Source organism: Streptomyces sp. HNM0645 (genome assembly GCF_030056615.1).
GTDB classification, from domain to species: Bacteria; Actinomycetota; Actinomycetes; order Streptomycetales; family Streptomycetaceae; genus Streptomyces; species Streptomyces marianii.
Map to the genome: position 1 here is coordinate 24,805 of NZ_JASHLT010000024.1, position 26,830 is coordinate 51,634.

Annotated in this window: 16 protein-coding genes and 1 pseudogene; 11 read left to right on the forward strand and 6 right to left on the reverse strand. The window is 72.0% G+C overall.

From position 1 onward, the window contains the following. Positions 1 to 12 precede the first annotated feature (12 nt). Positions 13 to 981, forward strand: a complete 969-nt coding sequence (locus QMZ92_RS18860) for a hypothetical protein (RefSeq protein WP_283298538.1) — start codon at positions 13 to 15, stop codon at positions 979 to 981. 189 nt (positions 982 to 1,170) lie between these two features. On the opposite strand, the gene QMZ92_RS18865 is transcribed toward QMZ92_RS18860, so the two are convergent. Next, a complete protein-coding gene (locus QMZ92_RS18865; RefSeq protein ID WP_283298539.1) occupies positions 1,171 to 1,653 on the reverse strand; it encodes a DUF3093 domain-containing protein in 483 nt (160 codons plus the stop codon). A 70-nt stretch (positions 1,654 to 1,723) separates the two neighbouring features. Between QMZ92_RS18865 and QMZ92_RS18870 the strand changes: the two genes are divergently transcribed. From QMZ92_RS18870 to QMZ92_RS18905, 8 genes and pseudogenes are all read left to right on the forward strand, one after another. Next, positions 1,724 to 2,287 (forward strand): PaaI family thioesterase, encoded by a 564-nt coding sequence (locus QMZ92_RS18870; RefSeq protein ID WP_283298578.1) that lies wholly within the window; start codon positions 1,724 to 1,726, stop codon positions 2,285 to 2,287. Further along, complete coding sequence (gene dut / locus QMZ92_RS18875; RefSeq protein ID WP_283298540.1) at positions 2,287 to 2,808, forward strand: dUTP diphosphatase; 522 nt, start codon at positions 2,287 to 2,289, stop codon at positions 2,806 to 2,808. The genes QMZ92_RS18870 and dut overlap by 1 nt, the downstream gene beginning before the upstream one ends. 1 nt (position 2,809) lies before the next feature. Then, complete coding sequence (locus QMZ92_RS18880) at positions 2,810 to 3,586, forward strand: DUF3710 domain-containing protein (protein ID WP_138052665.1); 777 nt, start codon at positions 2,810 to 2,812, stop codon at positions 3,584 to 3,586. Between the two features lie 223 nt (positions 3,587 to 3,809). After that, positions 3,810 to 4,474: pseudogene (locus QMZ92_RS18885) on the forward strand (ABC transporter ATP-binding protein). Positions 4,475 to 4,643: 169 nt separating this feature from the next. Continuing rightward, positions 4,644 to 7,190, forward strand: coding sequence for a DUF4118 domain-containing protein (locus QMZ92_RS18890; RefSeq protein WP_283298541.1), 2,547 nt, complete (start codon positions 4,644 to 4,646; stop codon positions 7,188 to 7,190). 50 nt (positions 7,191 to 7,240) lie between these two features. Then, on the forward strand, positions 7,241 to 7,927 hold the full coding sequence (locus QMZ92_RS18895; RefSeq protein WP_283298542.1) for a response regulator: 687 nt from the start codon (positions 7,241 to 7,243) through the stop codon (positions 7,925 to 7,927). A gap of 108 nt (positions 7,928 to 8,035) precedes the next feature. Further along, positions 8,036 to 8,443 (forward strand): OB-fold nucleic acid binding domain-containing protein, encoded by a 408-nt coding sequence (locus QMZ92_RS18900; protein WP_138052662.1) that lies wholly within the window; start codon positions 8,036 to 8,038, stop codon positions 8,441 to 8,443. A gap of 3 nt (positions 8,444 to 8,446) precedes the next feature. After that, positions 8,447 to 9,190 (forward strand): DUF3159 domain-containing protein, encoded by a 744-nt coding sequence (locus QMZ92_RS18905; RefSeq protein WP_283298543.1) that lies wholly within the window; start codon positions 8,447 to 8,449, stop codon positions 9,188 to 9,190. A 124-nt stretch (positions 9,191 to 9,314) separates the two neighbouring features. Here QMZ92_RS18905 and QMZ92_RS18910 read toward each other — a convergent pair whose 3' ends face one another. Then, positions 9,315 to 9,998 (reverse strand): potassium channel family protein, encoded by a 684-nt coding sequence (locus tag QMZ92_RS18910; protein ID WP_283298544.1) that lies wholly within the window; start codon positions 9,996 to 9,998, stop codon positions 9,315 to 9,317. Beyond that, positions 9,998 to 10,666: a potassium channel family protein gene (locus QMZ92_RS18915; RefSeq protein WP_138052659.1), complete on the reverse strand. Its 669-nt coding sequence runs from the start codon at positions 10,664 to 10,666 to the stop codon at positions 9,998 to 10,000. Before QMZ92_RS18915 ends, QMZ92_RS18910 begins: the two co-directional genes overlap by 1 nt. A 293-nt stretch (positions 10,667 to 10,959) precedes the next feature. Between QMZ92_RS18915 and QMZ92_RS18920 the strand changes: the two genes are divergently transcribed. Together QMZ92_RS18920 and QMZ92_RS18925 are read left to right on the forward strand one after the other, a co-directional pair. After that, entirely contained in the window at positions 10,960 to 13,008 is a 2,049-nt protein-coding gene (locus QMZ92_RS18920; RefSeq protein WP_283298545.1) for an APC family permease, read from the forward strand. A 108-nt stretch (positions 13,009 to 13,116) separates the two neighbouring features. Beyond that, positions 13,117 to 14,445 carry a class I SAM-dependent RNA methyltransferase gene (locus tag QMZ92_RS18925; RefSeq protein WP_283298546.1) on the forward strand — a complete coding sequence of 443 codons (1,329 nt, stop codon included), beginning with the start codon at positions 13,117 to 13,119 and terminating at the stop codon, positions 14,443 to 14,445. A 472-nt stretch (positions 14,446 to 14,917) separates the two neighbouring features. Here the strand turns inward: QMZ92_RS18925 and QMZ92_RS18930 are convergent, their stop codons facing one another. The 3 genes from QMZ92_RS18930 to QMZ92_RS18940 all read right to left on the reverse strand — a co-directional run bounded on the left by QMZ92_RS18930 (position 14,918) and on the right by QMZ92_RS18940 (position 26,819). Next, positions 14,918 to 17,491, reverse strand: coding sequence for a GmrSD restriction endonuclease domain-containing protein (locus QMZ92_RS18930; RefSeq protein ID WP_283298547.1), 2,574 nt, complete (start codon positions 17,489 to 17,491; stop codon positions 14,918 to 14,920). A 104-nt stretch (positions 17,492 to 17,595) separates the two neighbouring features. Then, positions 17,596 to 19,887, reverse strand: a complete 2,292-nt coding sequence (locus QMZ92_RS18935) for a UvrD-helicase domain-containing protein (protein ID WP_283298548.1) — start codon at positions 19,885 to 19,887, stop codon at positions 17,596 to 17,598. Next, positions 19,884 to 26,819: a DEAD/DEAH box helicase gene (locus QMZ92_RS18940; RefSeq protein WP_283298549.1), complete on the reverse strand. Its 6,936-nt coding sequence runs from the start codon at positions 26,817 to 26,819 to the stop codon at positions 19,884 to 19,886. The genes QMZ92_RS18935 and QMZ92_RS18940 overlap by 4 nt, the downstream gene beginning before the upstream one ends. Positions 26,820 to 26,830: the final 11 nt, after the last annotated feature.

Genomic DNA, 26,830 nt, shown 5'->3' on the forward strand with positions numbered 1-26,830 from the left:
ATCCGGTCGGCCGTGGCAGGCGACGGACCGGCGGACCAGCCGGTGAAACGGCGCTTCCGCCGGAAGGGTCCCCCGGACGCACATCCGGGCGGTACCGGCCCGTGGGACGGCGAGAAGCCGTCGGACGGGCATGACGAGGCTGCCCGCCTGCCCTCTCCCGGTGCGCGTGACGACGAGCGGGGCCTGCCGGCCTCGCTCGAGGCCGCCACTCAGGCGGGGTCCCCGACCAGGGCCCGGCGCCTGGACGCCGTCAGGCAGGGAGTCCGCAGGAGCGGCGCGGCCGCCATGACCGGCGTGCGCAAGAGTGGCGACGCCGCGAAGGTCGCGCTGGGCTTTGTCGCCGACCGGCTCATCGAGTACGCGCCGCGGATTCCCGTCCGCGATCTCACCACCCTGCGGGCGCAGTTCCCGGGCCTCGGCCCGGAGCAGATCGCGGACAAACTGATCGCGGGTGCGGCCAACGGCACGTCGACCGTGGGCGCCGGGATCGGCGCGGCGGCCATGATGCCGGTGCCGCCCGCACTGCCGGCCGAGCTGGCGACGGAGATCATCGGCGTCGCGGCGATCGAGCTGAAGCTGATCGCCGAACTTCACGAGGTCTACGGCCGACGCCCGCCCGGCAACATCAAGGAGCGCTCCACCGCCTACCTGAGCAGCTGGTCGGAGGAGCGCGGCATCGACGTGTCCGAACCGTCGACGATCAACGCGGCCCTGGGCGGCCGGATGAAGCGCGAGCTCCGGCAGCAGATCATGAAACGCACGGTCCGCAATCTGCCGAACCTGATGCCCTTCATGATCGGTGCCGCCGTCGGCGCCGTGATGAACCGGCGGGACACCAGGAAGCTGGCCGAGCGCATCCGCAAGGACCTGCGTGCCAGGCAGGTGCCCTGGGACGCGCTGCCCCCGCAGCCCCGGCTGGAACAGCCCGGCGAACTGCCGCACACCATCCCCGTCGAACTCCGCCGGGAACTCGACCGCTGACTCCGCGCACGGGACACGCGCTCGTGGGCCCGCGCGTGCCCACGGACCACCCGTGGGCGGGCGTGCGGGGCCCGCTGAAGCCCGCCGACGGCGGCTCCCGTCCGTCCCGGCCCGGCCGCATCGGCCCGGGCCCTGCCGCCCCGTACCGGACGCGGGGCGAAGGCGTTCCGGGCCGGCCTCAGCCGTCCCTCAGCGCTCCCTGACGGCTTCGAGGGCTGAGATCAGGCCCTTCGGATCCCGCGTGGACAGGTACAGGTAAGGCGTCGGGTCCTCCGGGTCGGTGACCGGCACCCGCACCGCCGTCGGCACATAGCTGCGGAGCAGCATGAAGGCACGCGGATCCGCCTTGTACGAACGCCAGGCCCGGGCGTCCTCGGCCTCCAGAGCCTCGGGCTCGCCGAGCGCCGCCACGGGGATCCGGGCGTCGCCCGCCACCAGCGAGTCCGCCACCACCCTGATCCGGGCGGAGCCGTACGAGCTCACGCCGACCGCCGCCAGCGCGCCCGCCGCGATCAGCCCGCCGAGCATCGGCACCGTCCCCAGCGGCAGCAGGACCAGACCGCCCGAGACCGCCACCAGAACGGTGATCAGCCACCAGGATCGGGGAACGGTGAGACGCTCGTCGTAGCGGGGTGCCGCGGGGGAGCCGGACGGTGTGGCGGAGGGCTGCATGAACCCAAGCTTGGCACGGCGCGACCGGCAGGTTGCCCCGCGGGTAAGGTCTGCGGCTGTGAGTACTGCAATGACCCCTCCCGCCGACGCCGCGGCGCCGGTACGGCACCCCGACGCGCCGGCCCCCGGCGAGCTCCTGGGCGCGCACTACGAGTACTGCTTCGGCTGCGGTGGCGGGCAGCCCCACGGGCTGCACCTGGAGGCACGGGCCGGCGAGGGTGTCAGTCTCACCGCCGAGTTCACCGTGACCGCCGCCCACCAGGGAGCGCCGGGCCTCGCCCACGGAGGCGTCCTGGCCACCGCGCTCGACGAGACGCTCGGCTCGCTCAACTGGCTGCTGCGGGTGATCGCGGTGACCGGACGGCTGGAGACCGACTTCGTCCGTCCCGTTCCCGTGGACACGGTGCTGTTCCTGGAGGCCGAGGTCACCGCTGTCGCCGGCCGCAAGATCTACTCCCGGGCCACCGGCCGGATCGGCGGCCCGGAGGGCCCCGTCGCCGTCCGCGCCGAGGCCCTCTTCATCGAAGTCAAGGTCGACCACTTCATCGACAACGGCCGCCCGGAGGAGATCCAGGCGGCCATGGCCGACCCCGACCAGGTCAGGCGCGCCCGCGCCTTCGAGGTGAACCCCTGATGCGCGAACCCGTCGACGTACTCATCCGGCGCGTGGACCCGGAGGTGCCGATCCCGCAATACGGACATCCGGGCGATGCGGGCGTGGATCTGGTGACCACCCGGGCCGCCGAGCTGGCGCCGGGGGAGCGCGCCGTGCTGCCGACCGGGGTGTCCGTCGCGCTCCCGGACGGGTACGCGGCCTTCGTGCATCCGCGCTCCGGCCTGGCGGCCCGCTGCGGAGTGGCGCTCGTGAATGCCCCGGGGACGGTGGATGCCGGGTACCGTGGGGAGATCAAGGTGATCGTGGTCAATCTGGACCCGCGCGAGAGCGTGCGGTTCGAGAGGTTCGACCGGATTGCTCAACTGGTCGTCCAGCAGGTCGAGAAGGTGCGCTTCCACGAGGTGGCGGAGCTTCCCGGCTCGGCGCGGGCCGAGGGGGGCTTCGGGTCCACCGGCGGTCATGCCGCCGTGGACGGACCGGGCGGCTCACAGGGTGGGAATCGATACGCTTCGGTCGTATCCGACCGGGAAGGACAGTGACGTGTTCGGACGTCGCAAGAAGAGCAGTCCCGCTGGAGAAGCAGCGGACGTGGCGGGCGAGGCCGAGCAGGTCGTCGACGAGCTCGACACGGACGACGCGGCGGAGCACGACGAGCCCCGCCGGGTGAACCTTCCGCCGGCGCCGCGGCCGGACGGCCCCTGGGACGTCTCCGAGGTCTCCCGGCCCGAGGAGGGCCGCGTCGACCTGGGCGGTCTCCACGTGCCCGGGGTCGAGGGCATGGAGCTGCGCGTGGAGGTCGCGGGGGACGCGATCGTCGCGGCCACCATCGTGCTGCGCGACAGCGCGATCCAGCTGCAGGCGTTCGCCGCCCCGAAGAAGGAAGGCATCTGGGGCGAGGTCCGGGAGGAGATCGCCTCCGGCATCACCCAGCAGGGCGGCGTCATCGACGAGGTCGAGGGCCCCTTGGGCTGGGAGCTCCGGGCCCAGGTCCCGGTCCAGCTGCCCGACGGTACCGGCGGCGTCCAGCTGGTGCGCTTCGTCGGCGTGGACGGGCCGCGCTGGTTCCTGCGCGGAGTGATCTCCGGGCAGGGCGCCGTGCAGCCGCAGGCCGCGGGCCTGCTGGAGCAGATCTTCCGGGACACGGTCGTGGTCCGCGGCGAGGGGCCGATGGCGCCCCGCGACCCGATCGTCCTGAAGCTGCCGAACGACGCGCAGATGGTGCCCGAGGGCGTCCAGCAGGAAGAGCAGGAGACGTCGCGCTTCTCCGGAGGCATGGGACAGCTGCAGCGCGGTCCGGAGATCACCGAGGTGCGCTGAGGCGGCGGCCCCCTCCACGGCGGCGGGCCGCGGACGCGTGCGGGTGGGCCGTACCCCGGGGGCGGGGTGCGGCCCACCGCCGTTCAACCTCCTTGCGCCCCGGGGCCGTTCCCGCCGTCACCGATCCCCGTTCCGGGGCAGGGGAGCCGGGGACGACGGCGGCCGCACCGGTGGGTCGCCGGTGGTGCGACGGGGGAGGGGAACCGCATGGCGGACCGGCCCCATGGTGCGTGTCGAGGACCCGCACCGCTCGTACGGCACCGGAGCCGCAGCGGCCCACGCCCTGCGCGGGGTGTCGTTCGAGGTCCCGAGCGGTGAGCTGGTCGCCCTGAAGGGCCGGTCCGGCCGGGCGAGACCACGCTGCTCAGTCCGGTCGGCGGGCTCGACAGCCCGGACCGGGCGCGATCACCGTCGACGGCACGGGCCCCTCGGGACTCGGCGAGGACGGCCTGTTGGCGCTCCGGCGGGACCGTGTCGGTTTCGTCTCCCAGCCCTTCGGGCTGATCCCGACGCTCACCGCCGCCGAGAACGTCGGAGTACCGATGCGGCTGCGCGGCCCCGGGCCGCGCGAGCGCGAGGAGCGCGTCGAACTGCCGCTCTCACTGGTGGGCCTCCCGACCAGCCGGCGCAGCGCCCGGGGAGCTGTCCGGCGGCCGGCAGCAGCGGGTCGCGGTCGCCCGGGCCCTCGCCAACCGGTCGGCGCTGCTGATCGCCGACGAGCCGACCGGTCAGCTCGACGCCGAGAGGGGCCTCGCCGCCGTGGAGCTGCTGCGGGCGGTCGTGCGCAGTGAGGGCCTCACGGCGCTGGTCGCCACTCACGACGCCCGGTTGCTGGGCCTCGCCGACCCGGTACTGGCCCTGAGCGACGGCGAGATCGCCGAGTACTGACCCCCGGGGTCCTCCCGACCCGGCGCGCCGACGCGTCAGAATCGCGTCAATACGTCCCACGGCGGAGCAAGCGGTCTGATGTGCCCGATTTCCTGGATGTAGTTTCGTCGGGGTGTCCACGGCGGGCGCAGCAGCCGGTCCCCGGCTGCCGGTGAAGGACAATGAGGCCATGGCGCGCGGCAAGCTACGGATCTATCTCGGGGCCGCACCGGGCGTGGGCAAGACCTACGCGATGCTCTCCGAAGCGCACCGGCGCGTCGAGCGGGGCACGGACTGCGTCGTCGGCTTCGTGGAGCACCACGACCGGCCGCGGACCGAGGGCATCCTGAACGGTCTGGAGCAGGTCCCCCGCGTCGAGCTCGAGCACCGGGACGCCGTCTTCACCGAGATGGACGTGGACGCCGTCCTGGCCCGCCGGCCCGCCGTCGCCCTCGTGGACGAACTGGCCCACACGAACGTGCCCGGCTCGCGCAACACCAAGCGCTGGCAGGACGTCGAGGAACTCCTCGCCGCCGGTATCGACGTGATCTCGACCGTCAACATCCAGCACCTGGAGTCACTCGGCGACGTGGTCGGGTCGATAACCGGCGTGCCGCAGCGGGAGACCGTCCCCGACGACGTCGTCCGCCGCGCCGACCAGATCGAACTGGTCGACATGTCGCCCCAGGCCCTGCGCCGGCGGATGGCCCACGGCAACGTCTACAAGCCCGACAAGGTCGACGCGGCACTGTCGAACTACTTCCGCCCCGGCAACCTCACGGCCCTGCGCGAGCTCGCCCTGCTGTGGGTCGCCGACCGCGTCGACGAGCACCTCCAGCAGTACCGCGGCGAGCACAACATCCGCTCCACCTGGCAGGCCCGCGAGCGCATCGTCGTCGGCCTCACCGGGGGCCCCGAGGGACGCACCCTGATCCGGCGCGCGGCCCGCCTCGCGGAGAAGGGCGCGGGCGGGGTGGTGCTGGCCGTCTACATCGCCCGCAGCGACGGACTGACCGCCGCCTCTCCCAAGGAACTCGCCGTACAGCGCACGCTCGTCGAGGACCTCGGCGGCACCTTCCACCACGTCGTCGGCGACGACATCCCCTCCGCGCTGCTGGAGTTCGCCCGCGGGGTCAACGCCACCCAGATCGTGCTCGGCTCCTCACGGCGCAAGACCTGGCAGTACGTCCTCGGCCCCGGTGTGGGCGCCACCGTCGCCCGGGAGTCGGGCCCCGACCTGGACGTCCACATCGTCACCCACGAGGAGGCCGCCAAGGGCCGTGGGCTGCCCGTGGCCCGGGGCACCCGGCTCGGCCGCGCACGGATCGTCGCGGGCTGGCTGGTCGGCGTCGCCGGCCCGGTGGTGCTGGCGCTTGTTCTCACACACACCGACGCGGACCTCGGGCTGGCCAACGACATGCTGCTGTTCCTGTCGCTGACGGTGACCGCGGCGCTGCTCGGCGGCCTGCTGCCGGCCCTCGCCTCCGCCGCCTTCGGCTCGCTGCTGCTGAACTACTTCTTCGCGCCGCCCCTGCACCGGTTCACGATCTCGGACCCGAAGAACATCGTCGCCATCGCGGTCTTCTTCGGCGTCGCCGTCGCCGTCGCGTCGGTCGTCGACCTCGCCGCCCGGCGGACCCAGCAGGCGGCCCGGCTGCGCGCGGAATCCGAGATCCTGTCGTTCCTCGCGGGCAGCGTGCTGCGCGGCGAGACGGCCCTCGACGCCCTGCTGGAGCGGGTCCGTGAGACCTTCGGCATGGAGTCCGTGGCCCTGCTGGAACGCCCGAGCGACGTGGACCCGTGGACCCGTGCGGGCAGCGTCGGACCCCGGCCCGTCGGCCGTCCCGAGGACGCCGATGTGGACATGCCCGTCGGCGAGAACATGGCCCTGGCGCTGTCCGGCCGCGTCCTGCCCGCCGAGGACCGGCGCGTGCTCGGCGCCTTCGCCGCCCAGGCCGCCGTCGTCCTCGAGCGGCAGCGGCTCGTCCACCGGGCCGAGGAGGGCCGCAAGCTCGCCGAGGGCAACCGCATCCGCACCGCGCTGCTCGCCGCAGTCAGCCACGACCTGCGCACCCCGCTCGCAGGCATCAAGGCGGCCGTGTCCTCGCTGCGCTCCGACGACGTCGAGTGGTCCGAGGACGACCGGGCCGAACTCCTGGAAGGCATCGAGGCCGGTGCCGACCGGCTGGACCACCTGGTCGGCAACCTGCTCGACATGTCCCGGCTCCAGACCGGCACCGTCACCCCGCTCATCCGCGGCATCGACCTCGACGAGGTCGTGCCCATGGCTCTCGTCGGTGTTCCGGAGGGCAGCGTCGAGCTGGACATCCCCGAGACCCTGCCGATGGTGCGCATGGACAAGGGCCTGCTGGAGCGGGCCGTCGCCAACATCGTGGAGAACGCCGTCAAGTACAGCCCCGACGGCATCCCCGTCGCCGTCTCCGCGAGCGCCCACGGCGGCCGGGTCGAGGTACGGGTCGTGGACCGCGGCCGCGGCGTCCCGGACGACGCCAAGGACCGCATCTTCGAGCCCTTCCAGCGCTACGGCGACGCTCCGCGCGGCGCCGGAGTCGGGCTCGGCCTCGCCGTGGCCCGGGGATTCGTCGAGGCGATGGACGGCACACTGTCCGCGGAGGACACCCCCGGCGGCGGCCTGACGATGGTCCTCACCCTCCGGACGGCCCCCGGCGCAGTGGCGGCGGGCACCGGGACCCCCGCCACCCGGGTCGCCGGCTGACCCCGCACGCCGACCCCGACGAACGGACGAGAGACGGAAGGAAGGCACGCATGACCCGAGTGCTCGTGGTCGACGACGAGCCGCAGATCGTACGCGCCCTCGTGATCAACCTGAAGGCGCGCGAGTACGAGGTCGACGCCGCTCCCGACGGTGCGACGGCCCTGCGGGTCGCCGCGGCGCGCCACCCCGACGTCGTCGTCCTCGACCTCGGGCTGCCGGACATGGACGGTGTCGAGGTGATCAAGGGCCTGCGGGGCTGGACCCGCGTTCCGATCCTGGTCCTCTCCGCCCGGCACACCTCCGACGAGAAGGTCGAGGCCCTCGACGCCGGCGCCGACGACTACGTCACCAAACCGTTCGGCATGGACGAGCTGCTGGCCCGCCTGCGGGCCGCCGTGCGCCGTGCCGAGCCGGCCGGCGGGGACGAGGACGAGATCGTGATCGTCGAGACCGAGGGCTTCACGGTCGACCTCGCGGCGAAGAAGGTCAACCGGGAGGGCAGGGACGTCCGGCTCACCCCGACCGAGTGGCACCTCCTGGAGGTACTCGTCCGCAACACCGGCCGCCTCGTCAGCCAGAAGCAGCTGCTCCGGGAGGTGTGGGGGCCCTCGTACGGCACCGAGACGAACTATCTGCGGGTCTACATGGCCCAGCTGCGCCGCAAGCTGGAAGCCGATCCGTCGCACCCCCGGCACTTCGTCACCGAGCCGGGCATGGGCTACCGCTTCGAGCGCTGAGGGCCTGCGCCGCCGCACCCCGGGACGGCGGGGCGCGGCGGCGGCTCGGCCGGTCCGCACCACGCGGCTCTTGACGGTGCCCGTACATCGCCCCGGTACGCTTTCACCATGAGTGCTGTACCTCGATCCGGGAACGCCGAGAAGCCGGCAGGTCGCTTCCGGCGGATGCTCGACCGTCTGTCCAGCTCCCAGCAGGAACTCGAGTCCGCGGAGCTCAAGGAGGACGCGCAGGCATCGGGTTGCACGCCGATCTGCGACTGCGGCGACCGGCAGATCGTGAAGGTGACTGGTACCTTGCGCACGGTCACCCTGCGTCCGCGGGCCGGAGTCCCGGCCCTGGAGGCGGAACTCTTCGACGGGTCCGCGGCGCTGGACGTGGTGTGGCTGGGCCGGCGCTCCATCGTGGGCATAGAACCGGGCCGCAAGATGATCGCCTCCGGCCGGATCTCCATGAGCCAGGGCCGGCGGGTGCTGTTCAATCCCAAATACGAGCTCCGACCGCTCGGACAGGAGTAGCCGGTGACGTCCCTCGACAAGCCGACCACGCAGGAACAGGACGACGACGGCCACGGCCGGCACGCCAAGGCCGTGACCGAAGCGGCCCTGTTCGAGGCCTTCGGCGGTATCCGGGGCACGGTCGAGACGGTCCTGCCCGGACTGCTCTTCGTCACGATCTACACGATCAACAGGGACCTGCACGTCTCGGCCATCGCGGCCCTCGGGCTGTCCCTGGCCCTCGTCGCCGTCCGGCTCGTCCGCCGGGACACCGTGAAGCACGCCTTCAGCGGCGTGTTCGGCGTGGCCTTCGGCGTCGTGTTCGCGATGATGACCGGCAACGCCAAGGACTTCTACCTGCCGGGCATGCTGTACACGCTGGGTCTCGCCCTCGCGTACATCATCACGACCCTGGCGGGCGTCCCCCTGATCGGCCTCATCCTCGGACCGGTCTTCAAGGAGAACCTCTCCTGGCGCACCCGCAACCCCGGCCGCAAGAAGGCCTACGCCAAGGCCAGCTGGGCATGGGGCCTGATCCTGCTCGCCAAGTGCGCCATCCTCTTCCCGCTCTACTGGTGGGCGGACACGACCCAGCTCGGCTGGGTGCTGGTCGCGCTGAAGATCCCGCCGTTCCTGCTGGCGGTCTATCTGACCTGGGTCTTCCTGGCGAAGGCCCCGCCGCCCATCGACGTCTTCGCCGAGATGGAGGAGCAGGAGCGCGCCGAGGAGGCCCGCAAGGCGGCCGCGGCCCGCGAGGGCGAGGCGTAACCGCCCGGGCACACACGGACCTCCGCCACCGACGCCCCAGGGCGCCGGCAGCCGGAAGGCCGATCGCCGGACCGACTGGATCCCCAGCCCGTCCGGCGATCGGCCTTCCGCGTTCCGTGCGGAGTCAGCCCGCCGTCGTCGGGTCCTCGCGGCGGACCGACAGCAGGTCCTCCAGCTGCTCCTCGCGCGCCTGCGCGGCCACGAAGAGGAGCTCGTCGCCCGGCTCCAGGGTCTCCTCGTCGTGCGGAGTGAGCACCCGGGGCCCCCGGATGATCGTCACCAGCGAGGTGTCCTCGGGCCAGGCCACATCGCCCACCTGCGTGCCGGCCAGCGCCGACTCCGGCGGCAGGGTCAGCTCGACGAGGTTGGCGTCGCCGTGGCTGAAGCGGAGGAGCCGCACCAGGTCGCCGACGCTCACGGCCTCCTCGACCAGCGCCGACATCAGACGCGGCGTGGACACCGCGACATCGACGCCCCACGACTCGTTGAACAGCCACTCGTTCTTGGGGTTGTTCACCCTGGCCACCACGCGCGGCACGCCGTACTCGGTCTTCGCGAGCAGGGAGACGACGAGGTTCACCTTGTCGTCACCCGTCGCCGCGATCACCACGTTGCAGCGTTGCAGCGCCGCCTCGTCCAGCGACGTGATCTCACAGGCGTCGGCCAGCAGCCACTCCGCCTGCGGTACCCGCTCCACCGAGATGGCGGTGGGCGCCTTGTCGACCAGGAGCACCTCGTGCCCGTTCTCCAGCAGCTCTCCCGCGATGGAACGGCCCACCGCGCCGGCCCCGGCAATCGCGACCCGCATCAGTGACCGCCCTCCTCGGGACCCTGGGCGAACGCCGCCTCGACCTTCTCGATCTCGTCCGTGCGCATCATCACGTGCACCAGATCGCCTTCCTGCAGCACGGTCTGGGAGGTCGGCAGGACCGCCTCGCCCAGCCGGGTGAGGAACGCGACCCGCACGCCGGTCTCCTCCTGCAGCCGGCTGACCTTGTGGCCGATCCAGGCCGGGGAGGTGTGGACCTCGGCGAGCTGCACCGCGCCGCTCGGGTCCCGCCACAGCTCCTCCGCCCCGGAGGGCAGCAGCCGGCGGAGCATCTGGTCCGCGGTCCAGCGGACCGTCGCCACGGTGGGAATGCCCAGCCGCTGGTAGACCTCGGCGCGCCGCGGGTCGTAGATGCGGGCCGCGACGTTCTCGATGCCGAACATCTCGCGGGCCACCCGCGCGGCGATGATGTTGGAATTGTCACCGCTGCTGACCGCCGCGAAGGCGCCGGCCTCCTCGATGCCCGCCTCGCGGAGCGTGTCCTGGTCGAAGCCGACACCGGTGACCCGGCGCCCGCCGAACCCGGAGCCCAGACGACGGAAGGCGGTGGGGTCCTGGTCGACGACGGCGACCGTGTGCCCCTGTTGCTCCAGGGTCTGCGCGAGCGCGGCTCCCACGCGCCCACAGCCCATGATCACGATGTGCACCTATCTACCCCGCAGTCCTGGTCATCCCGATGACCTGCGCAAACACCCTGCTCACTCTTCTCTCTCGGCTCTGCCGGGCAACGACGGGGCTCAGAGTGCGGTTGTCGCCCCAGACGAGCTTATGACGCGCTCCCCGCGTTGCCCTCATCCGCGGTGCCGATACCGCCGGTAGACCCGATGACGTAGCACTACGTGCCGGGTGCGTTGCCGCAGCGTGGCCGACCAGAGGCGATTTCGTGGCGGAGGGGCCCACGGGTGGGCGCCGTCAAGAGGAACCCCTTACGATCCTCTCCGTGTCCAAACTGACCGACCTGCCCAAACGCATCCTGATCGGCCGGGCGCTGCGGAGCGACAGGCTGGGCGAGACGCTCCTGCCGAAGCGGATCGCGCTCCCCGTCTTCGCCTCCGACCCGCTGTCCTCGGTGGCGTACGCGCCCGGGGAAGTGCTGCTCGTCCTCTCGATCGCGGGTGTGTCGGCCTACCAGTACAGCCCCTGGATCGCGGCCGCCGTCGTGGTCCTGATGTTCACCGTCGTCGCCTCGTACCGGCAGAACGTCCACGCGTACCCGAGCGGCGGCGGCGACTACGAGGTGGCGAACACCAACCTCGGCCCGAGGGCCGGTCTCACCGTCGCCAGCGCCCTCCTCGTCGACTACGTCCTCACCGTGGCCGTGTCGATCTCCTCCGGAGTGGAGAACCTGGGCTCCGCGGTCCACTTCGTGATCGAGCACAAGGTGCTCAGCGCCGTCGTCATAATCCTGCTGCTGACCCTGATGAACCTGCGCGGGGTCAAGGAGTCCGGGAAGCTCTTCGCGATCCCCACGTACGTCTTCGTCTTCGGCGTCTTCACCATGATCGCCTGGGGCGCCTTCAAGGGCCTCGTCCTCGACGACACCATGCGCGCCCCGACCGCGGACTTCGAGATCAAGCCCGAGCAGCAGGGCCTGGCCGGCTTCGCCATGGTCTTCCTGCTGCTGCGCGCCTTCTCCTCCGGCTGTGCCGCGCTCACCGGAGTCGAGGCCATCAGCAACGGCGTTCCCGCCTTCCGCAAGCCCAAGAGCCGGAACGCCGCCACGACACTGCTGTTCATGGGCATGCTCGCGGTCACCATGTTCTGCGGCATCATCGGCCTGGCCATGGCCAGCGACGTACGGATGGCCGAGAACCCCGCCCACGACCTCATCCAGAACGGACAGCCGGTCGGCCCCGGCTACGTCCAGGACCCGGTGATCTCGCAGGTGGCGGCAGCCGTCTTCGGCGAGCAGACCTTCTTCTTCGTCCTGCTCGCCGCGGCCACCGCACTCGTCCTCTTCCTGGCCGCCAACACCGCGTACAACGGCTTCCCGCTGCTCGGCTCGATCCTCGCCCAGGACCGGTACCTGCCGCGCCAGCTGCACACCCGCGGCGACCGGCTCGCCTTCTCCAACGGCATCGTGCTGCTCGCCGGTGCGGCCATGCTGCTGGTGTGGATCTACGACGCCGACTCCACGAAGCTCATCCAGCTCTACATCGTCGGTGTCTTCGTCTCCTTCACCCTCAGCCAGACAGGCATGGTCCGGCACTGGAACCGCCATCTGCGGACGGAGCGGGACCCGGCGGCACGGCGTCGCATGATCCGCTCGCGGGCGATCAACGCCTTCGGTGCCTTCTTCACCGGTCTCGTCCTGGTCGTCGTCCTCGTCACCAAGTTCACGCACGGCGCCTGGGTGGCGCTGCTGGGCATGGTGATCTTCTACGGGACGATGTCGGCGATCCGCCGCCACTACGACCGGGTGTCCGACGAGATCGCCGCCCCCGTCGAGCCCTCCGACGACAGTGTCCGGCCCTCCCGGGTCCACTCCATCGTGCTGGTGTCCAAGGTCCACCGGCCGACCCTGCGGGCCCTCGCCTACGCCAAGCTCATGCGCTCCGACAAGCTGGAGGCCCTCAGCATCGACGTCGACCCGGCGGAGACGAAGGCGTTGAAGGAGGAGTGGGACCGGCGCGGTATCAACATTCCGCTGAAGATCCTCCACTCGCCGTACCGCGAGATCACCCGGCCGATCATCGAGTACGTGAGGAGTCTGCGGCGGGAGAGCCCGCGCGACGCCGTCAGCGTGATCATCCCCGAGTACGTGGTCGGCCACTGGTGGGAGCACCTGCTGCACAACCAGAGCGCCCTGCGCCTCAAGGGCAGGCTGCTGTTCACCCCCGGCGTCATGGTCACCTCCGTCCCCTACCAGCTCCAGTCCTCCGAGCTGGCCAAGAAGCGGGCCAGGAAGCGCCAGGAGTGGAACGCGCCCGGATCGGTGCGCCGCGGCCCGGTGGGCGATCAGTCCAAGGAGCCCAGCGGCCGGAGCTGACGGCGGGTGCGGGCACGGGCCGGGGCGCCCTCCGGCCCACGTAGACTGGGGGGCTGTCGTTCACGGACGGACGACGGCCCCCTCTCGTACCCCTGGAGTCATCCCGCCATGCCGAACGCTTCCGATGCCTCGCTCGTCGGAGAGGAGTACGAGGTCGAGGTCGGCCCCGTCGCGCACGGCGGGCACTGCATCGCCCGCACCGACGCCGGCCGGGTCCTCTTCGTCCGGCACGCGCTGCCCGGCGAGAAGGTCGTGGCCCGGATCACCGAGGGTGAGGAGGGCTCCCGCTATCTGCGCGCCGACGCCGTGCGCGTCCTGGAGCCGTCCAAGGACCGCGTCGAGGCGCCGTGCCCCTACGCCGGGCCCGGCCGGTGCGGCGGCTGCGACTGGCAGCACGCCAAGCCGGGTGCGCAACGGCGCCTCAAGGGCGAGGTCGTCGCCGAGCAGCTGAAGCGGCTCGCGGGCCTCACCCCGGAGGAGGCCGGCTGGGACGGCACCGTCATGCCCGCGGAGGGCGACAAACTGCCCGCGGGCGAGGTCCCGGCCTGGCGGACGCGGGTGCAGTACGCCGTCGACGCGGAGGGCCGCGCGGGGCTGCGCAGGCACCGCTCCCACGAGGTGGAACCGGTCGAGCACTGCATGATCGCCGCGCCCGGGGTCTCGGAACTCGGCATCGAGGGACGGACCTGGGAGGGCATGGCCTCGATCGAGGCCATCGCCGCGACGGGCTCCCAGGACCGCCAGGTGGTCCTCACCCCGAGGCCCGGTGCCCGGCTCCCGATCGTGGAACTCGACAGGCCGGTCTCCGTCCTGCGCGTCCACGAAGGCGACGGCAGTGTGCACCGCGTCCACGGCCGCCCCTTCGTCCGCGAACGCGCCGACGACCGCACCTACCGCGTCGGCATGGGCGGCTTCTGGCAGGTCCACCCGAAGGCGGCCCAGACGCTCGTCGAGGCCGTGATGCAGGGTCTGCTGCCGCGCAAGGGAGACACCGCGCTCGATCTCTACTGCGGCGTCGGCCTGTTCGCGGGGGCCATCGCCCAACGGGTGGGGGAGAAGGGCGCGGTACTGGGCATCGAGTCCGGCAAGCGCGCGGTGGAGGACGCCCGCCACAACCTCCAGGACCTGCCGCGGGTCCGCATCGAACAGGGCAAGGTCGAGTCGGTGCTGCCCCGCACCGGCATCACCGAAACCGACCTCGTCGTCCTCGACCCGCCCCGCGCCGGCGCCGGCAAGTCCACGGTCGCGCACGTCTCCGGCCTCGGCGCGCGCCGCATCGCCTACGTCGCCTGCGACCCGGCGGCCCTGGCGCGGGACCTGGCGTACTTCCGCGAGAACGGCTACCGGCCGCGGACGCTGCGGGCGTTCGACCTGTTCCCGATGACGCACCACGTGGAGTGCGTCGCGATCCTTGAACCGGCCGCAAAGGGATCCTGAACTGCGGTTTGCGGTCTGGATGGTTCGCTCGACCTGTTTTGCTGCCTGCACCGGTCGAGCGAACGGTGTCTTCGTGTTAGGCATTCTGACCTGCGGTTATGGGACAGCACACGGTCCTGGCGGCATGAGTTACCTTGTGGTGCCGAGAATTCTTGACGCTCGAATGACGCCCGCTCGGGTTGCGCCGCCACACCGCCTGCGCGTAGTGGCCGAAGAGCAGCGGCGGAGCCCGACCGCTCGGTAGCCAGGCGTCACTGGGCTCGACTGCCGGTATGCCTGCGTACGCTGAGTCCGGAACCGGTGAGCTTGGATTCACCCGTCGGGTGTGCGTGCGATGGCGCCGGGCCGGACGTCAGGGAGTGTGGCGAACCACGAGAGACCGCCGACACTGAGGATCGACGGTCCCGTCATCGCGACCAAATACCGAGTGGGCTGTCAGCCGCCTGTGCGTCGAAGCCCGTGCGTCGCCGCCTCAGGCCGCATCCCGGGCGTCCCAGCAGTCACGGAACCACGCGAGTGTCTCGGCCAGTAGTTGGCGGTTGTGGTTCTCTTCCAGAAGGGAGAGACGGAAGTTGGGACGCAGTTCCAGCTTTCCCTCGAGGATGTCGACACCCTTCAGCTCGTTGAGCCGCCGCAGCAGTTCGGCGCGCAGCCTGCGGTCGGTGAAGGGCTCACGCGCGGCGAGGTGCTGGAACACCACCTCCGCCGTGCCGCCGCGTCCGCCGCCCGGGTAGAGCGTCAGCGGCCAGATACCGCGGCCCGGTGCCCCGGCCTCTCCGAGCATGAGGTACGCGCTGGTGATGGCCTGCCCGGCTCCGTGGCCGACCCATCCGCCGAGCTCCTCCCAACGGGTTAGGAGGGCACGGACCGCGTCGACCGTCTCAGGGGAGTCGTCTGCCGCGAGCTGACGGAAGAACCGGTCGGCGCGCGTCTCCTCGCTCTGGCCTTGCACCGTGCGCTGTGCCGTGTCCTCGTCGTCCGCCTGGGTGTCGTCGACGCCGGTGAGCAGGAGGGCGAGATCGTCGGCAGTGATGCGTTGGGCCGGATCGGCGGCACCGTTGACCGTGAAACGGATGCCGTCCGCGGTCAACCGGGCGCGGACGTCGCCCCCCTCGCCCGGGGACGTCCAGCGGAACCCGTCGGAGACCTTGCCCTCGGAGGTGAGCACGCGATGGGCGTTGGCCACGCCCGGGGTGGCGGCCAGGTGGTTCCCCACGGCCTGCGCGCCCGAACCGAGGAACGCGGCGAGGTCACCGTAGGACGTCCAGGTGCCGTGAGGGAGCGCCGCGAGTACCTGATGGGCCAGCTGCCAGTCGCGGCTGCGTTCTGCCCGGCCGATTCCACGCAGAGGGGCCGGCCACAGTGCGATCGCGCGTTCGGCGAGATCGTCGGCGCGGGCCAGAATCTCCTTCGCGCCCCACCGGTCGGTGGCGGCGATGCGTCGGTTCATCTCCAGGTGGCTGCCCTTGAGCAGGTCCTGTTTGCGCTCGAACGGGTGGTTGGACAGTTCCGAGTTGACCGCCGTGAGGGTCAGGTTGCCGAGCGTGTGCCGGAGCCGCGCGTGCAGCTCCTCGGCGGTTTCCGTAGCGGCCGCGTCCTCGCTCAGCATCCGCATCCACTCGTCCCCCGCGGACTGGGGCAGCACGTGTTCGATCGTGAGCTGCGCGGAGGCGAAGTCCACCGGCTCGGGGTGCCCATGGCTTTCCTCCAGCCGCTGAAGCACCATCTTGCGCTGGTGCCACCGCCCGTACTGGTAGAAGGGCGCGCTCCGGATCTTCCCGCGCAACTCGTCGTCGTCCGGCCAGAAGCGATTGTCCGCGGAGAGCAACTGATGCAGTCCGTCGGCCACGGGTACATCCAGCGGCAGCTGTCCGGGCACGGCCTGAAAGATGCGATTGAGGTTGTTCGTCGGCACCCGGCAGATCATCCGGCGCACCAGGAAGCTCTCGATGTACGACATCGCTCGGGCGGTGTCCGAGGAGTCGACCTCTCCGCGCTCACGTCGATCCAGCAGCAGCATCAGAGCGGGGTAGGTGACCTGGGCCTGCCAGGTGTCCAAACGACGCAACTGGGCACGGACGGCGGGGTCCTGCTCCTCCTCGGGGTGGAGCAGGCGACGGAACAGCGCGCCGCGGTGGTGCAAGTCCCTGATGTACGCCTCGATCTCTGCTTCGGTGATCTCGCGGCGCTCGAAGTGCTGTTGCTGAGACGCGTACAGGTCCTGACGGCGCACGCGGTCGTCCCCGCTCAGCACCAACTGAAGCCACATGAGCTGTTCGAGTTCGTCGTTGCTCAGGCTGTTCTGCAGCGGCAGCCAGTAGGTCTCGTAGACGTGTTCGCCACGAGTGGGCATCCGCATGAACAGGTAGTTGCGCAGCAGGTCGGCCTGGCTGAGCTTGAGACCGGTGTTGTTGAGCGACTCGAAGATGCGGTGGACGTTGTCGCCGCGCTCGGCGGTCACCGCGACCAGCGTGAGCCTGGACGTGATGGCCTGCTCGATGCGGAACACGTCCTGCGGGGCGGCCGGGTCTCCCGCTTCGACGAGTTTGCGGCGGAAGAAGCCGTAGGCAGTGCCGACGTTTCCGCCGCCGGCTTGTGTCTCGAGCGGACCACGGACGTGCGCGGCGAACTGTGGCCGGTCGGCCTGCGTCGGCAGCAGCCGGAAATGGTCGGTGCCGTTCTTGCGCTTGTTGATCAGGTATTCCTCGTCGATGCGCTCGGCCTCGTCCGGCTGGGCGTCCGCGATGTGGTCGCGGATCGCGGCCAGAGCGAGTGACAGCGTCGTCAGCCGCTGCTGACCGTCGACGACGAGCCATCGAGGGAACGTCGCCTCGTTCTGCGGGGAAGGCGCCAGGACGACGGAGCCCAGGAAGTGGGTGCTCGCTCTGTCCCCGGACTCCAGCAGGTCGGCCTGCTCCAGGATGTCGGTCCACAGCTGTCCGAGTTGCCGCTCGGTCCAGGAGTACGTCCGCTGATAGAGCGGCACCTGGAACTGCTGGGCCCTGCCCTGCACGAGATCGGCGAACAGGGTCTCCTTCGCCTGCATGATGTCCCCCCGGCGAACCGTGTGTGACGACGTGCGGGAACGACCCTATGACCTCCGCCGGAGCGCAGGTGGGCCAAGGCGGAAATCTGCCCCGGAGCCCGGTGTCACTTCTCGCCGCGGTCGGTCTGCGCCCACGAGCTGTCGAGGAACGGGCTGGGCCTGCCGTGCCAGAAGACGTCCACACTGTCGCGGGCCCGGGTCGCGGCCACGAAGAGCAGGGACCTGGCTCGCTGCATCTCGTGCCGGTAGCGGACGGGTTCGCGGTCACGCAGTCGGCTCACGTCCTCACGCGGAACGAGCCCGTCGGTCACGCCCGCGATGATCATCCGCTGGTACTCCAGCCCCTTGAACCGGAACATCGTGCCGATGTGCACCCCGGTGGAGCCGTTCGGTCCGTCGGAGCGGATCTCCACCGAATCGATGCCGTGCAGCTTCAGCGTGTACCCCAGCTCGGTCGCCATCTGGTTGGTCGGGACGCACACCGCGATCCGCTCGTGCGGGACGGCCGTGTCCGGGGCCGCGTCCCACTCCGCGATCAGAGCGGCCACACCCTCCCGCTCGGCCTCCCAGTCCGGGAAGGCGTGCCCGACCGGGAGGCCGCCGTTGAGCACGGACCGGTATCCGGCGAGGGTCTCCGTGCCGCCGTCGAGATCGTCGTACGTCGTCTCGCCCAGGACTCCGAGGGCCGAGCGCAGGATCTGCCGTGTGGTGCGGTAGCTGAGGGTCAGCTTCGCGGACCGGCCGCGGATGTTGACGCCCAGACTGCCGAGCGTCACCTGGTTCTTGTAGATGCGCTGGTGGGTGTCGCCCACCAGGAACAGGTCGTCCGATGTACGGGGGGCCATGGCGCGCAGCATCTTCCAATGGGCGGGGCGCAGGTCCTGGGCCTCGTCCACCACGATGTGGCGGTAGCGGTGGCGCAGCCGGCCTCCGGAGCCGTCCTGGAGGTGGATGTTGTCGAGGCCACCCGCTTCATCCCGCTGCCGCGCGATGTTCCGGATGCGCTGTTCGCGGCCCATCTCCAGGCGTGCCGCGCGCTCCGCCACCTGGTCCCAGGTCTGCCGTCCGAGCCGGTCGAGCCGCTGGGTGAAGCGTTCGGCGAGCTGCCAGATCTCGGCCCGCTCCCCGCGGCCGATGCTCTTGCCGCGCCCGGCCCGCCGGGCCCGGAAGTAGTCGGTGCGGCTGCCGACCGCCTGGCCGAGGATGACCTGGGTCCACTCCTCGTGCAGGAACTCCGGGTCCCAGGTGTCCTCGCCCAGTTCGTCGAGCATTGCGCGCCACTCGCGTACGGCCTGGCCGTCGTCGATGGCCTGCTTGCCGTTGCCGGGTTCGGCCTCGCGGACGACACGCAGCGCCAACTGGTCGACGTGACTCACCTCGACCCGGCCGAGCAGTTCCTCACCGCCCAGCTCCAGCAGCCGGGAGCGCAGGTCGGCGGCGAGGTTCTTGTTGAAGGTGGTGAGGAGGACGGGCTTGTCGTGCCCCGGGGGGAGTTGCCGGACCAAGTGGCGTACCCGGTGCAGGGCGACGACGGTCTTGCCCGTGCCGGGCCCGCCTCCGACCCGCGCCGGTCCGTTGTAGCGGCGCTCGACGAGTTTGGCCTGCGTGGGGTGCAGGAAGCTCTTCCACCGGCCGAAGTCACCGCTCTCCAGCGCTCCGCGGAGGTCCTCGTCCGTGGTGGTGACGACCGTCGCCGGTCGCCGGGCGGCGGCCGCGAAGTCGTCCGGGTCGACCGGCTCCGTGGCGGCCACCGGTCGGGTCACCCGGTCGAGCACGTCGTCGTACGACGCGCCGTCGAACAGCGCGATCAGCACCTCGCCGGTCAGCTGCGGCGCGTACTCGACGAGCCCGAGCAACTGGTCCTCGGTGGTGAGCGTGCGGATGACGGGCAGCAGGGGTTCCGCGACGCCGAGTTCGGACAGCCGGCGGTCGGACCAGGCCGTGAACAGCGGCTCGGGCCCCGACACCGGGGGAAGCGGTCCGGGGGCGGCCGACGGGAGCGTTTCGGGCGTGGCCGGCGCCGGGGCTGCCGCGCCGGGCAGCCTGCCCAGGACACTGTCCTCCACCACCTCCAGATCGACGTACTCGATGCCGCCGGTGACCTGGTTGACCCCGTACGAGAGCCGGTTGTAGACGTCCTTGCGGTGCTTGACGGAGACGATCAGCCAGTCGTCGTCGGCGAGGCGCAGCAGCAGGGCCCGGTACTCGTCGTTGACGCGTGCCGACCACAGCCGGTGATCGCCCTTGAGCCGCTGGAGTTTGAGGCCGGTGGTGTTCGGGTTCGTCCTGAACTTGTGCTGGAAGTCGAAGAAGGCACCCTTGACCGTGCGGGGCAGCTTGAGGATCTCCTTGTCGGCCCGGTCGAGCAGGCGCAGGGTGACGCCGGAGGTGGTCATGGCTTGGGCTCCCCGTCGCTGGTGGTGTCCTTGTTCGGGTCCCGGCCGTCGAGCCGGGCGATCAGCTCCGCGCCGTCCCAGTCGGCCGCCGTGCGGACCGTCCAGCCGGCCGCCGCGAATGCCCGTGCCTGGTCCTCGGCCTCGTAGTCCGGCTCGTCGTCGGCCGGGCGGGGGGCCCGGACCACGCCGATCAGGGCGTCCGGCCAGGCGAGATCGGCCTGCCAGCCGTGGCCGTCCAGTTCGTAGCCGTCCCACGGGACCGGCACCGCCGCCGACGCCAGCGCGTGTGCGAGGGCGGTGAGCCCCGGCTCCTCCGGGTCCAGCAGCTCGATGACCCGGTCCCAGCCGGGATCCCGGCCGTGGTCCGTGTCGACGCGCCGCTCCGCCGCCTCCGGCACCCGCGTGACGGTCTCGTCGACGGGGACGGCGGGGACGGCCGGTACGGCGGCGGCTTCCACGGCGGAGGGCTCCTCCGCGGGCCGGGGCACCGGGATACGCGCGGAGGACAACCAGCCCTCTCCGCCGGTCACGGTGAGGACCTCGGGGTCGAAGCCGTCGAGCATGCCCGACGTCAGCTGCGCGCTGTCACCACCGCCGTGTTCGAGGAACTGCAGCACGTTGCCCCACCAGAGCCAGGCGCGCCAGCGCCGCTTGTGCGCCGGCCCTTCCTCCAGGGCCGGGGCGGAGTCGTCGAGGACGGCCAGTCCCGTCCATACGGGTGGGGTCCGTCTGCCGTCGGCGGTCAGCACCAGGCGGCAGCCGGAGGCGTCGGGGCCGTACAGCATCCGCACCGGCCCGGAGGTCCCGGCGGGTACGTCCGCGCGCAGCGCCTCCCGGATGCCCGCCGCGGCGTCGGCGCCGGTGAGGGCGGCGCCGCGGATTCCGGTGGCCCCGCTCATGCCCGCGGCCACCGCTTCCGCCCGCCGACGCCAGCGTTCGGGATCGGGCGAGCGCAGGTAGGCCAGGAGCATCCGGGCCGGGTTGACCCACATGGTCTCGGCGAGTTCGCCGGGCAGCCCGCGGCCCACCCGGTCGTAGTAGTCGCGGGCGCGTTGCCGGCCGGTGGTGCCGTAGGGCGTCCACACGGAGGTGTCCGCGTCGGTCCCCGCGTACCCGGTGTCGTTGATCCGGCGGCGCCACGCCGTCACGTCGTGGTAGGTCAGCTGGAACACCCGCAGCCCGTCGGCCCGCAGCCGGGTGCGCTTCACGGCGTCGTCCGCGAGCCGGTTGTGTCCGGGGGTGGCGTGGTACGCGTAGCCGTCGAGGTACAGCGCGACGCGCGGACTCGGGGAGTCCAGCCGCTCCAGGAGTATGTCGGGCCGGGTGCCGTCCAGCGCGCGCTGCTGGGAGACGCGCCAGCTGACGGTGGAGCCGTCCGGTGCCGTGAGCCGGAGGTCCAGGGCGTAGGTGCCGGCCGAGGTGGTGTAGGCATCCGCGGCGGCCTTGGATTCCGGCAGCTTGGCCCAGTCGCGCAACGTCTCGACGAACAGGACCTCGAGGTCGCTCTCCGCCTGCCGCTGAATGGGGATGTCCTGGGTGGTCGTGACCCGGGAGGTGCGCCAGCGTTCTCCTTCTCCGCCGAGGAGTTCGTCCAGCATCTGCCGGACCTCGTTGCGGCTGACCTTGTCGTAGTCGGCGGCCGGCACCCGTCGCAGCAGGCACTGGTGGCAGCCGTCCATGCCCTTCTCCTGGCACGGGCAGTGCTCGATGACCTCCCGTGCCTTGAGCAGCACCTCCCGGAAGCCGTCCGCGGAGGCCAGCCGGTGCAGGTAGCCGGTGCCGCCGGGCAGCCGGTCGTAGACGACCAGGAAGCGCCGGGGCCAGTCGGTCTCCGGGTCGCCCGCGTCGTCGGGCATGGTGGCCTCGGCGATGTCGATGTGGTCGGGATCGCCGCCGTAGCGGGCGGCGATCCCCGCGAACAGGGCGGCGGTGAACGACGCGAGGCGCTCCTTGAAGCGGGCCACCGAGGCGGGCAGCAGGATGCGGACGGCCTCGGTGGTCAGTTCGTGGGCCAGCAGCAGGGGCACGTCCCGGCCCGCGCCCCGCGCTCCGGCCGTGCCCGCCGAGGCGCCGCGGACCCGGCGGCGCGGGCACCACAGCAGATGGTGTGCCGAGGCCGGGGCGCTCGTCGCGCCGGACTCGGTGAGCGCGTGCTGGGGCACGTCCACGACCGGGCTGCCGTCGGCCGTCGCGCCGCCGCACGAGGTGCAGACGTAGAAGGGGTTGAGGCGGACGTCCTCCCCGGCGAGCGGCACGGTGCTGCTGCCGTCCTCGCGGTCGAGACCGAGGTTCAGGGTCCGGATCGTGGCGTGGCGGGTGAAGTCCACGCCGAAGACGGCCTTCTCGTGCCGCCAGGATCCGGGAACGAGGCGGTCGGGGTCGATGTCGACGGTGGTGAGGGTCGCGTAGCGCCTGCGGTCGCGTTCGTCGCGGTCGTCGCGCACCCTCGCGTCCTCGCGCCTGTCGCGGGACAGCACGCGCCGGGGACGAAGCACGTACTGGACGCAGCCCGCGTCGGCGATCTCCCGGCCGCGGCAGCGCGGGCACGGCGTCGTGTCGCGCTCGGCGTTCTCGGTCCGCACGTAGCCGCAGGCGGGACAGAGCCGCCACACCGACCAGGAGCGCCGGTCGGGACCGCCGATGTCGAGGGCGCGGACCACGTGCCGGTAGCCGTTGACGTAGAAGCTGTTGCCGGGGGCGAGTTCGGTCAGGGCGAGGGCGCTGGACCGTTCGTAGTCCCGGGTCTCGCTGCGGTACACCCTGGCCCCGGTGGGCCGGGCCCCCTCCTCCCGCGGGCCGTCCTCCTCGTCGGGGGTCTGCGACCAGTACAGCGTGGCTTCGAGCCGGGTGGTGGTGTCCGTCAGGCTGTAGTTCGGCAGCAGTCCGAGGTCCACCAGGGTGGCGTGCGCGGGGGACTGGCTCAGTTCCCGCAGCAGGTCCCCGGCGGCACGGCGCTCGGCCAGCAGTTCGCGCCGCTCCCGTTCCTGCGTGTCGTCGGACGCCGCGAGCTGCCCGGCCGCCTCGTCGATCGCCGCGATCCTGCGGCGCACCTCCTCGCGCCGGCCGGTCCAGTCCTCCTCCGCCTCCTGAAGCACCCGGACGATCCCGCCGGTGGCGTACGCGCGCAGTTCGTCCGCCGCGTGCTCCGAGACGCCCGCCATGTCGGTGTCCTGGCCGTCGCCGCCGGGGAACAGCGCGAGGAAGTCCTCCACGAGGCGCGCCCCGTGCGTCTGTGCGGCGTCGGCGAGATCCTGGCACCATCCGCCGGTGCCGAACAGCGCGGACGACAGCCGGGGAACGGGCGGGAGGGTCTCGCCGTCGGAGGTCCGCAGTTCCCCGCGGGCCGCCAGGTCCAGGAGCCGGGCGGTGTACTGGCGGCGCAGGATCTCCACGGCCGACAGGTAGCACCCCGGCGGCAGGATGGTCCCGGCGATCATCTCGCGTGGCTGGTCCAGGTAGTACAGGTCGCGTGCCCGGCGCCCGCCGAACGCGACCACCAGGGCGTTGCCGGTGCGTCGTCCGGCCCGCCCCGCCCGCTGCACGTAGTTGGCCGGCCCGGCGGGCAGGGAGCCGAGCAGGACGGCCGACAGGTCGCCGATGTCGATGCCGAGTTCCAGGGTGGGAGTGCACGACAGGACGTTGGGGTCGGTGTAGTGCGTGCCCGCCTTGAAGGCACGCTCGACGCGCTCCCGTTCGGGACGGCTCAGCATGCCGGTGTGCTCCGCTGTCACCACGCGGAACGTGCCGCCCGTGAGGTACAGGCGCCGGTAGTAGTCCCGGCGGTAGTCCCGCTCCCGGACGGGCCGGTCGGGGCGGGCGGCTTCGAGCCCGGTGGTGGACAGGTCGGGCTGCGGCGCGGTGAGCCGTCCCTTGCACCGGTAGCGGGGGCAGGGGTGGCCGTACCAGCGGGTGCGCCGCTCGGGGACGACGACCTGCTGCCAGCCGCAGTCCTCGCAGGCGACGAAGGCCTTGTTGACGACGGCGTCGTCGAGCAGCCGTACCTGGATGTGACCGGGCTGGAGCCCGTACACCCGGGTCTGCCGGTCGCGGGTGGTGCGCGCTGACAGGACACCGGCGTCGGCGAGGTGGGGCAGCAGCCGGCGCAGGTACTCGGTCGCGCCGGCGGCGTCCAGGCCCAGGCACCGGCGGGTCCAGTCCTGGTACCAGCCCAGCCGTCCGGTGACCGCGTCGAACTCGGATCCGTCCTTCTGCCCGTCCAGCAGGAACCGCGGTGGAGCGACGCCCTCGGGGAAGGCGGGCATGCCGTCGGGTCTGCGCCCGGAGATGAGGTAGCGGCTGGTGCCGGCTTCCTTGATCCAGGTGTCGAGCCAGCGGTGCCGCACCGCGCCGCGCAGCCGCAGCCGCTCCAGCAGACCCCGGAGGTAGGCGAGATAACGCTCGGGCGTGGGCAGCCCGCCCACGGCCAGGAGCTGGCCGGGCAGGGCCAGGTGCACGTCCCGGGCGAGGCCGGTGACGCCGTCGGGGTCGGCCACCGTCACCTCGGCCGCCGCGGTCCGGGTCAGTTCCAGGGTGCGGCCCATGCGGCTGCGCAGCCCGAACTCCATGACGGTCGCGAAGGCCAGCCGTTCGCCGATCAGCCGCCAGGTCCGTGCGTCGCCCGTGCCCCGGCCGGACAGCAGCCGGTCGACGCCCGGCTCGTCGTGGAGGTCGGGGGGCACTACGGCGGCCAGCGCCTCGGGGTCGTCCACCGACTCCAGGACCAGCCCGATCAGGTCGTTGAGCGCGGTCGGAGCCCCCGATTCGTCCAGGTTGTGCGCGAGCAGCGAGCGCAGGGAGAACTTGTACGAGGCGTTCGCGACGTATCCCGCCCGGTGGGCGGCGTCCTGGGTGGAGTCGTTGAACAGCAGCGTCTTGCGTTCCTCCGGGACGAGCGCGATGTCGCCGCCGGTGAACAACTGAGTGACCGTCGCGGAGGCGAGGGCCGCCTGTGCGGTACCGAGGAAGCGGATGCTGTTGTCGGTGTGGCAGGCCGGGCACCGGTCGTCCTTCGCGGCCCGGTCGGCGCTCTTGCGGTCGAGCACGGCCAGCGCGAACCAGGCGTCGACCAGTTCCCCGTCGTCCGCGGCGGTGGGCAGCCGGTAGGTGCCCCGTGACCCGTCCAGGACGACGACGGACAGCGGGTCGACGCCGCCGCCCGAGGGCCGGGCCCCGGTGAGCGCGTCGAGGGTCTGCCGTCGCTCACCGGGAGAGGCGGCGATGAAGTAACGCAGGCGCCGCTTGTCCCGGCCCACACCGGCCCGCCAGATGCGGTCCTGCGCGGTGACGAGCTGCTGCGGGTCGGCCTCGGGAGACAGCGCGGCCCATCCGGAGCGCCCGCAGTTGCGGCAGTACACGGCCGGAAGGTGCACCTGGGCGGGGCGCGGGGCGGTGTCGGCGCCCGGCAGGGGCTGCGGCCGGCGGCTCGACGCGTACGACGGCATGCTGCCGGAGGAGACGTCCGCGTCCTCCTCACCGGGCGGTGCGGCGTTGAGCGCGGCCCGGCGTGCGGCGGTCCGGTTGTCCTCGTACCAGCGGAACTCGGGGAACGGTCCGACTCCGCGCAGCACGCGGGTCACGGGCCGCACCCACAGGTGCGCCTCGATGTGCAGCAGCGGCCGGGGCCTGCGCTCGTCGGAGTCGGGGTCGCGGGCGGCGGACAGCAGTGCCACGAACCGGGACAGCGCCTGGAGTGCCAGCCGGGGGTTCTCGCGCGCGGTGCGGCCCCAGGAGTAGCCGAACCGGGGGCCCAGCCGGTCCCGCAGCGTCCACTCGTCCAGCGGTTCGCCGTCGAGCAGCGACAGCACGCCGAGGGTGAAGTCGTGCCGCTTCAGCAGCCGTCCGACGCGGAAGGCGTCCAGGCCGCTGCGGCCCAGCAGCCGGGTGGCGAGCGCGTCCAGGTCCAGCAGGTCGGGCCGGGCCTCGACGTCCGGCCCGCCGGACACCGCGACGACCTCCTGCGGGCTCGGCGGTTCGGGCAGTTCGTAGTCGACGGCGCCGGTGAACTCGTCGGCGGTCATCCGCTCCTCGCCGACGACCGCGTCCGCGGGGAACGGCATGCCGAAGACCCGCGCCGCCACGTTGAGGATGCCCCCGGCCTCCTTCCCGGGCGCTCCCTCGCCGAGGGTCGCCGAGGTCGCCACCGGGCAGATCGACCCCAGGGGCCGGCCGGGCCGGGCAGCGCCGGTGGCGGCGGCGAGCCTGCGCAGCAGCATCGCCACGTCGGTGCCCTGCGCGCCGTCGTAGGTGTGGAACTCGTCCAGCACGACGTACGCGGGCTCGGCGCCCTCCCACAGCCCCAGGTCCTCGCCGCGCTGGAGCAGCAGGTCGAGCATCTTGTAGTTGGTGATCAGCACGTCGGGCGGGGACAGGCGCATCTCCTCGCGCCGCGTCATCACCCGCCGGAAGTCGGTGTCGGGCCGGTCGCCGATGTACAGCCCCGCCGTGACCTGGGCCAGCTCCGGACGCGCGAGGTACTCGGCGATGCGTCCGGCCTGGTCGGTGGCGAGCGCGTTCATGGGGTAGAGCAGCACCGCCTTGATCCCGCGCACGCCCTCGGCCTTCCGGCGCCGGCAGTGGTCCAGCACGGGGATCAGGAAGGACTCGGTCTTGCCGGAGCCGGTGCCGGTGGTCACCAGCGTCGGTCGTGCGGGCCCGTGCAGTGTGGACAGCCGGGCCCACGCCTTGGCCTGGTGCCGCCACGGAGCGAACCCGGGGAACCCCGCGGACCACTCCACGTCCCGCCGCCAGCCGTCGCCGGCGACGTGGAACGGTGTCCGGATGCGCAGGTAGGGCCCGCGGAAGATGCCGGTCTCGGGGTGCCCGAGGAAGCGTTCGAGGGCGGCGCGGGTGGTCTCGTCGGCAAGGGCGTACGTCGTCGTGAGGTACTGCGTCAGACTGCCGCGGAGCTGCGCGGCGGCCATGGTGGGCTTCACGACGGTCCCCC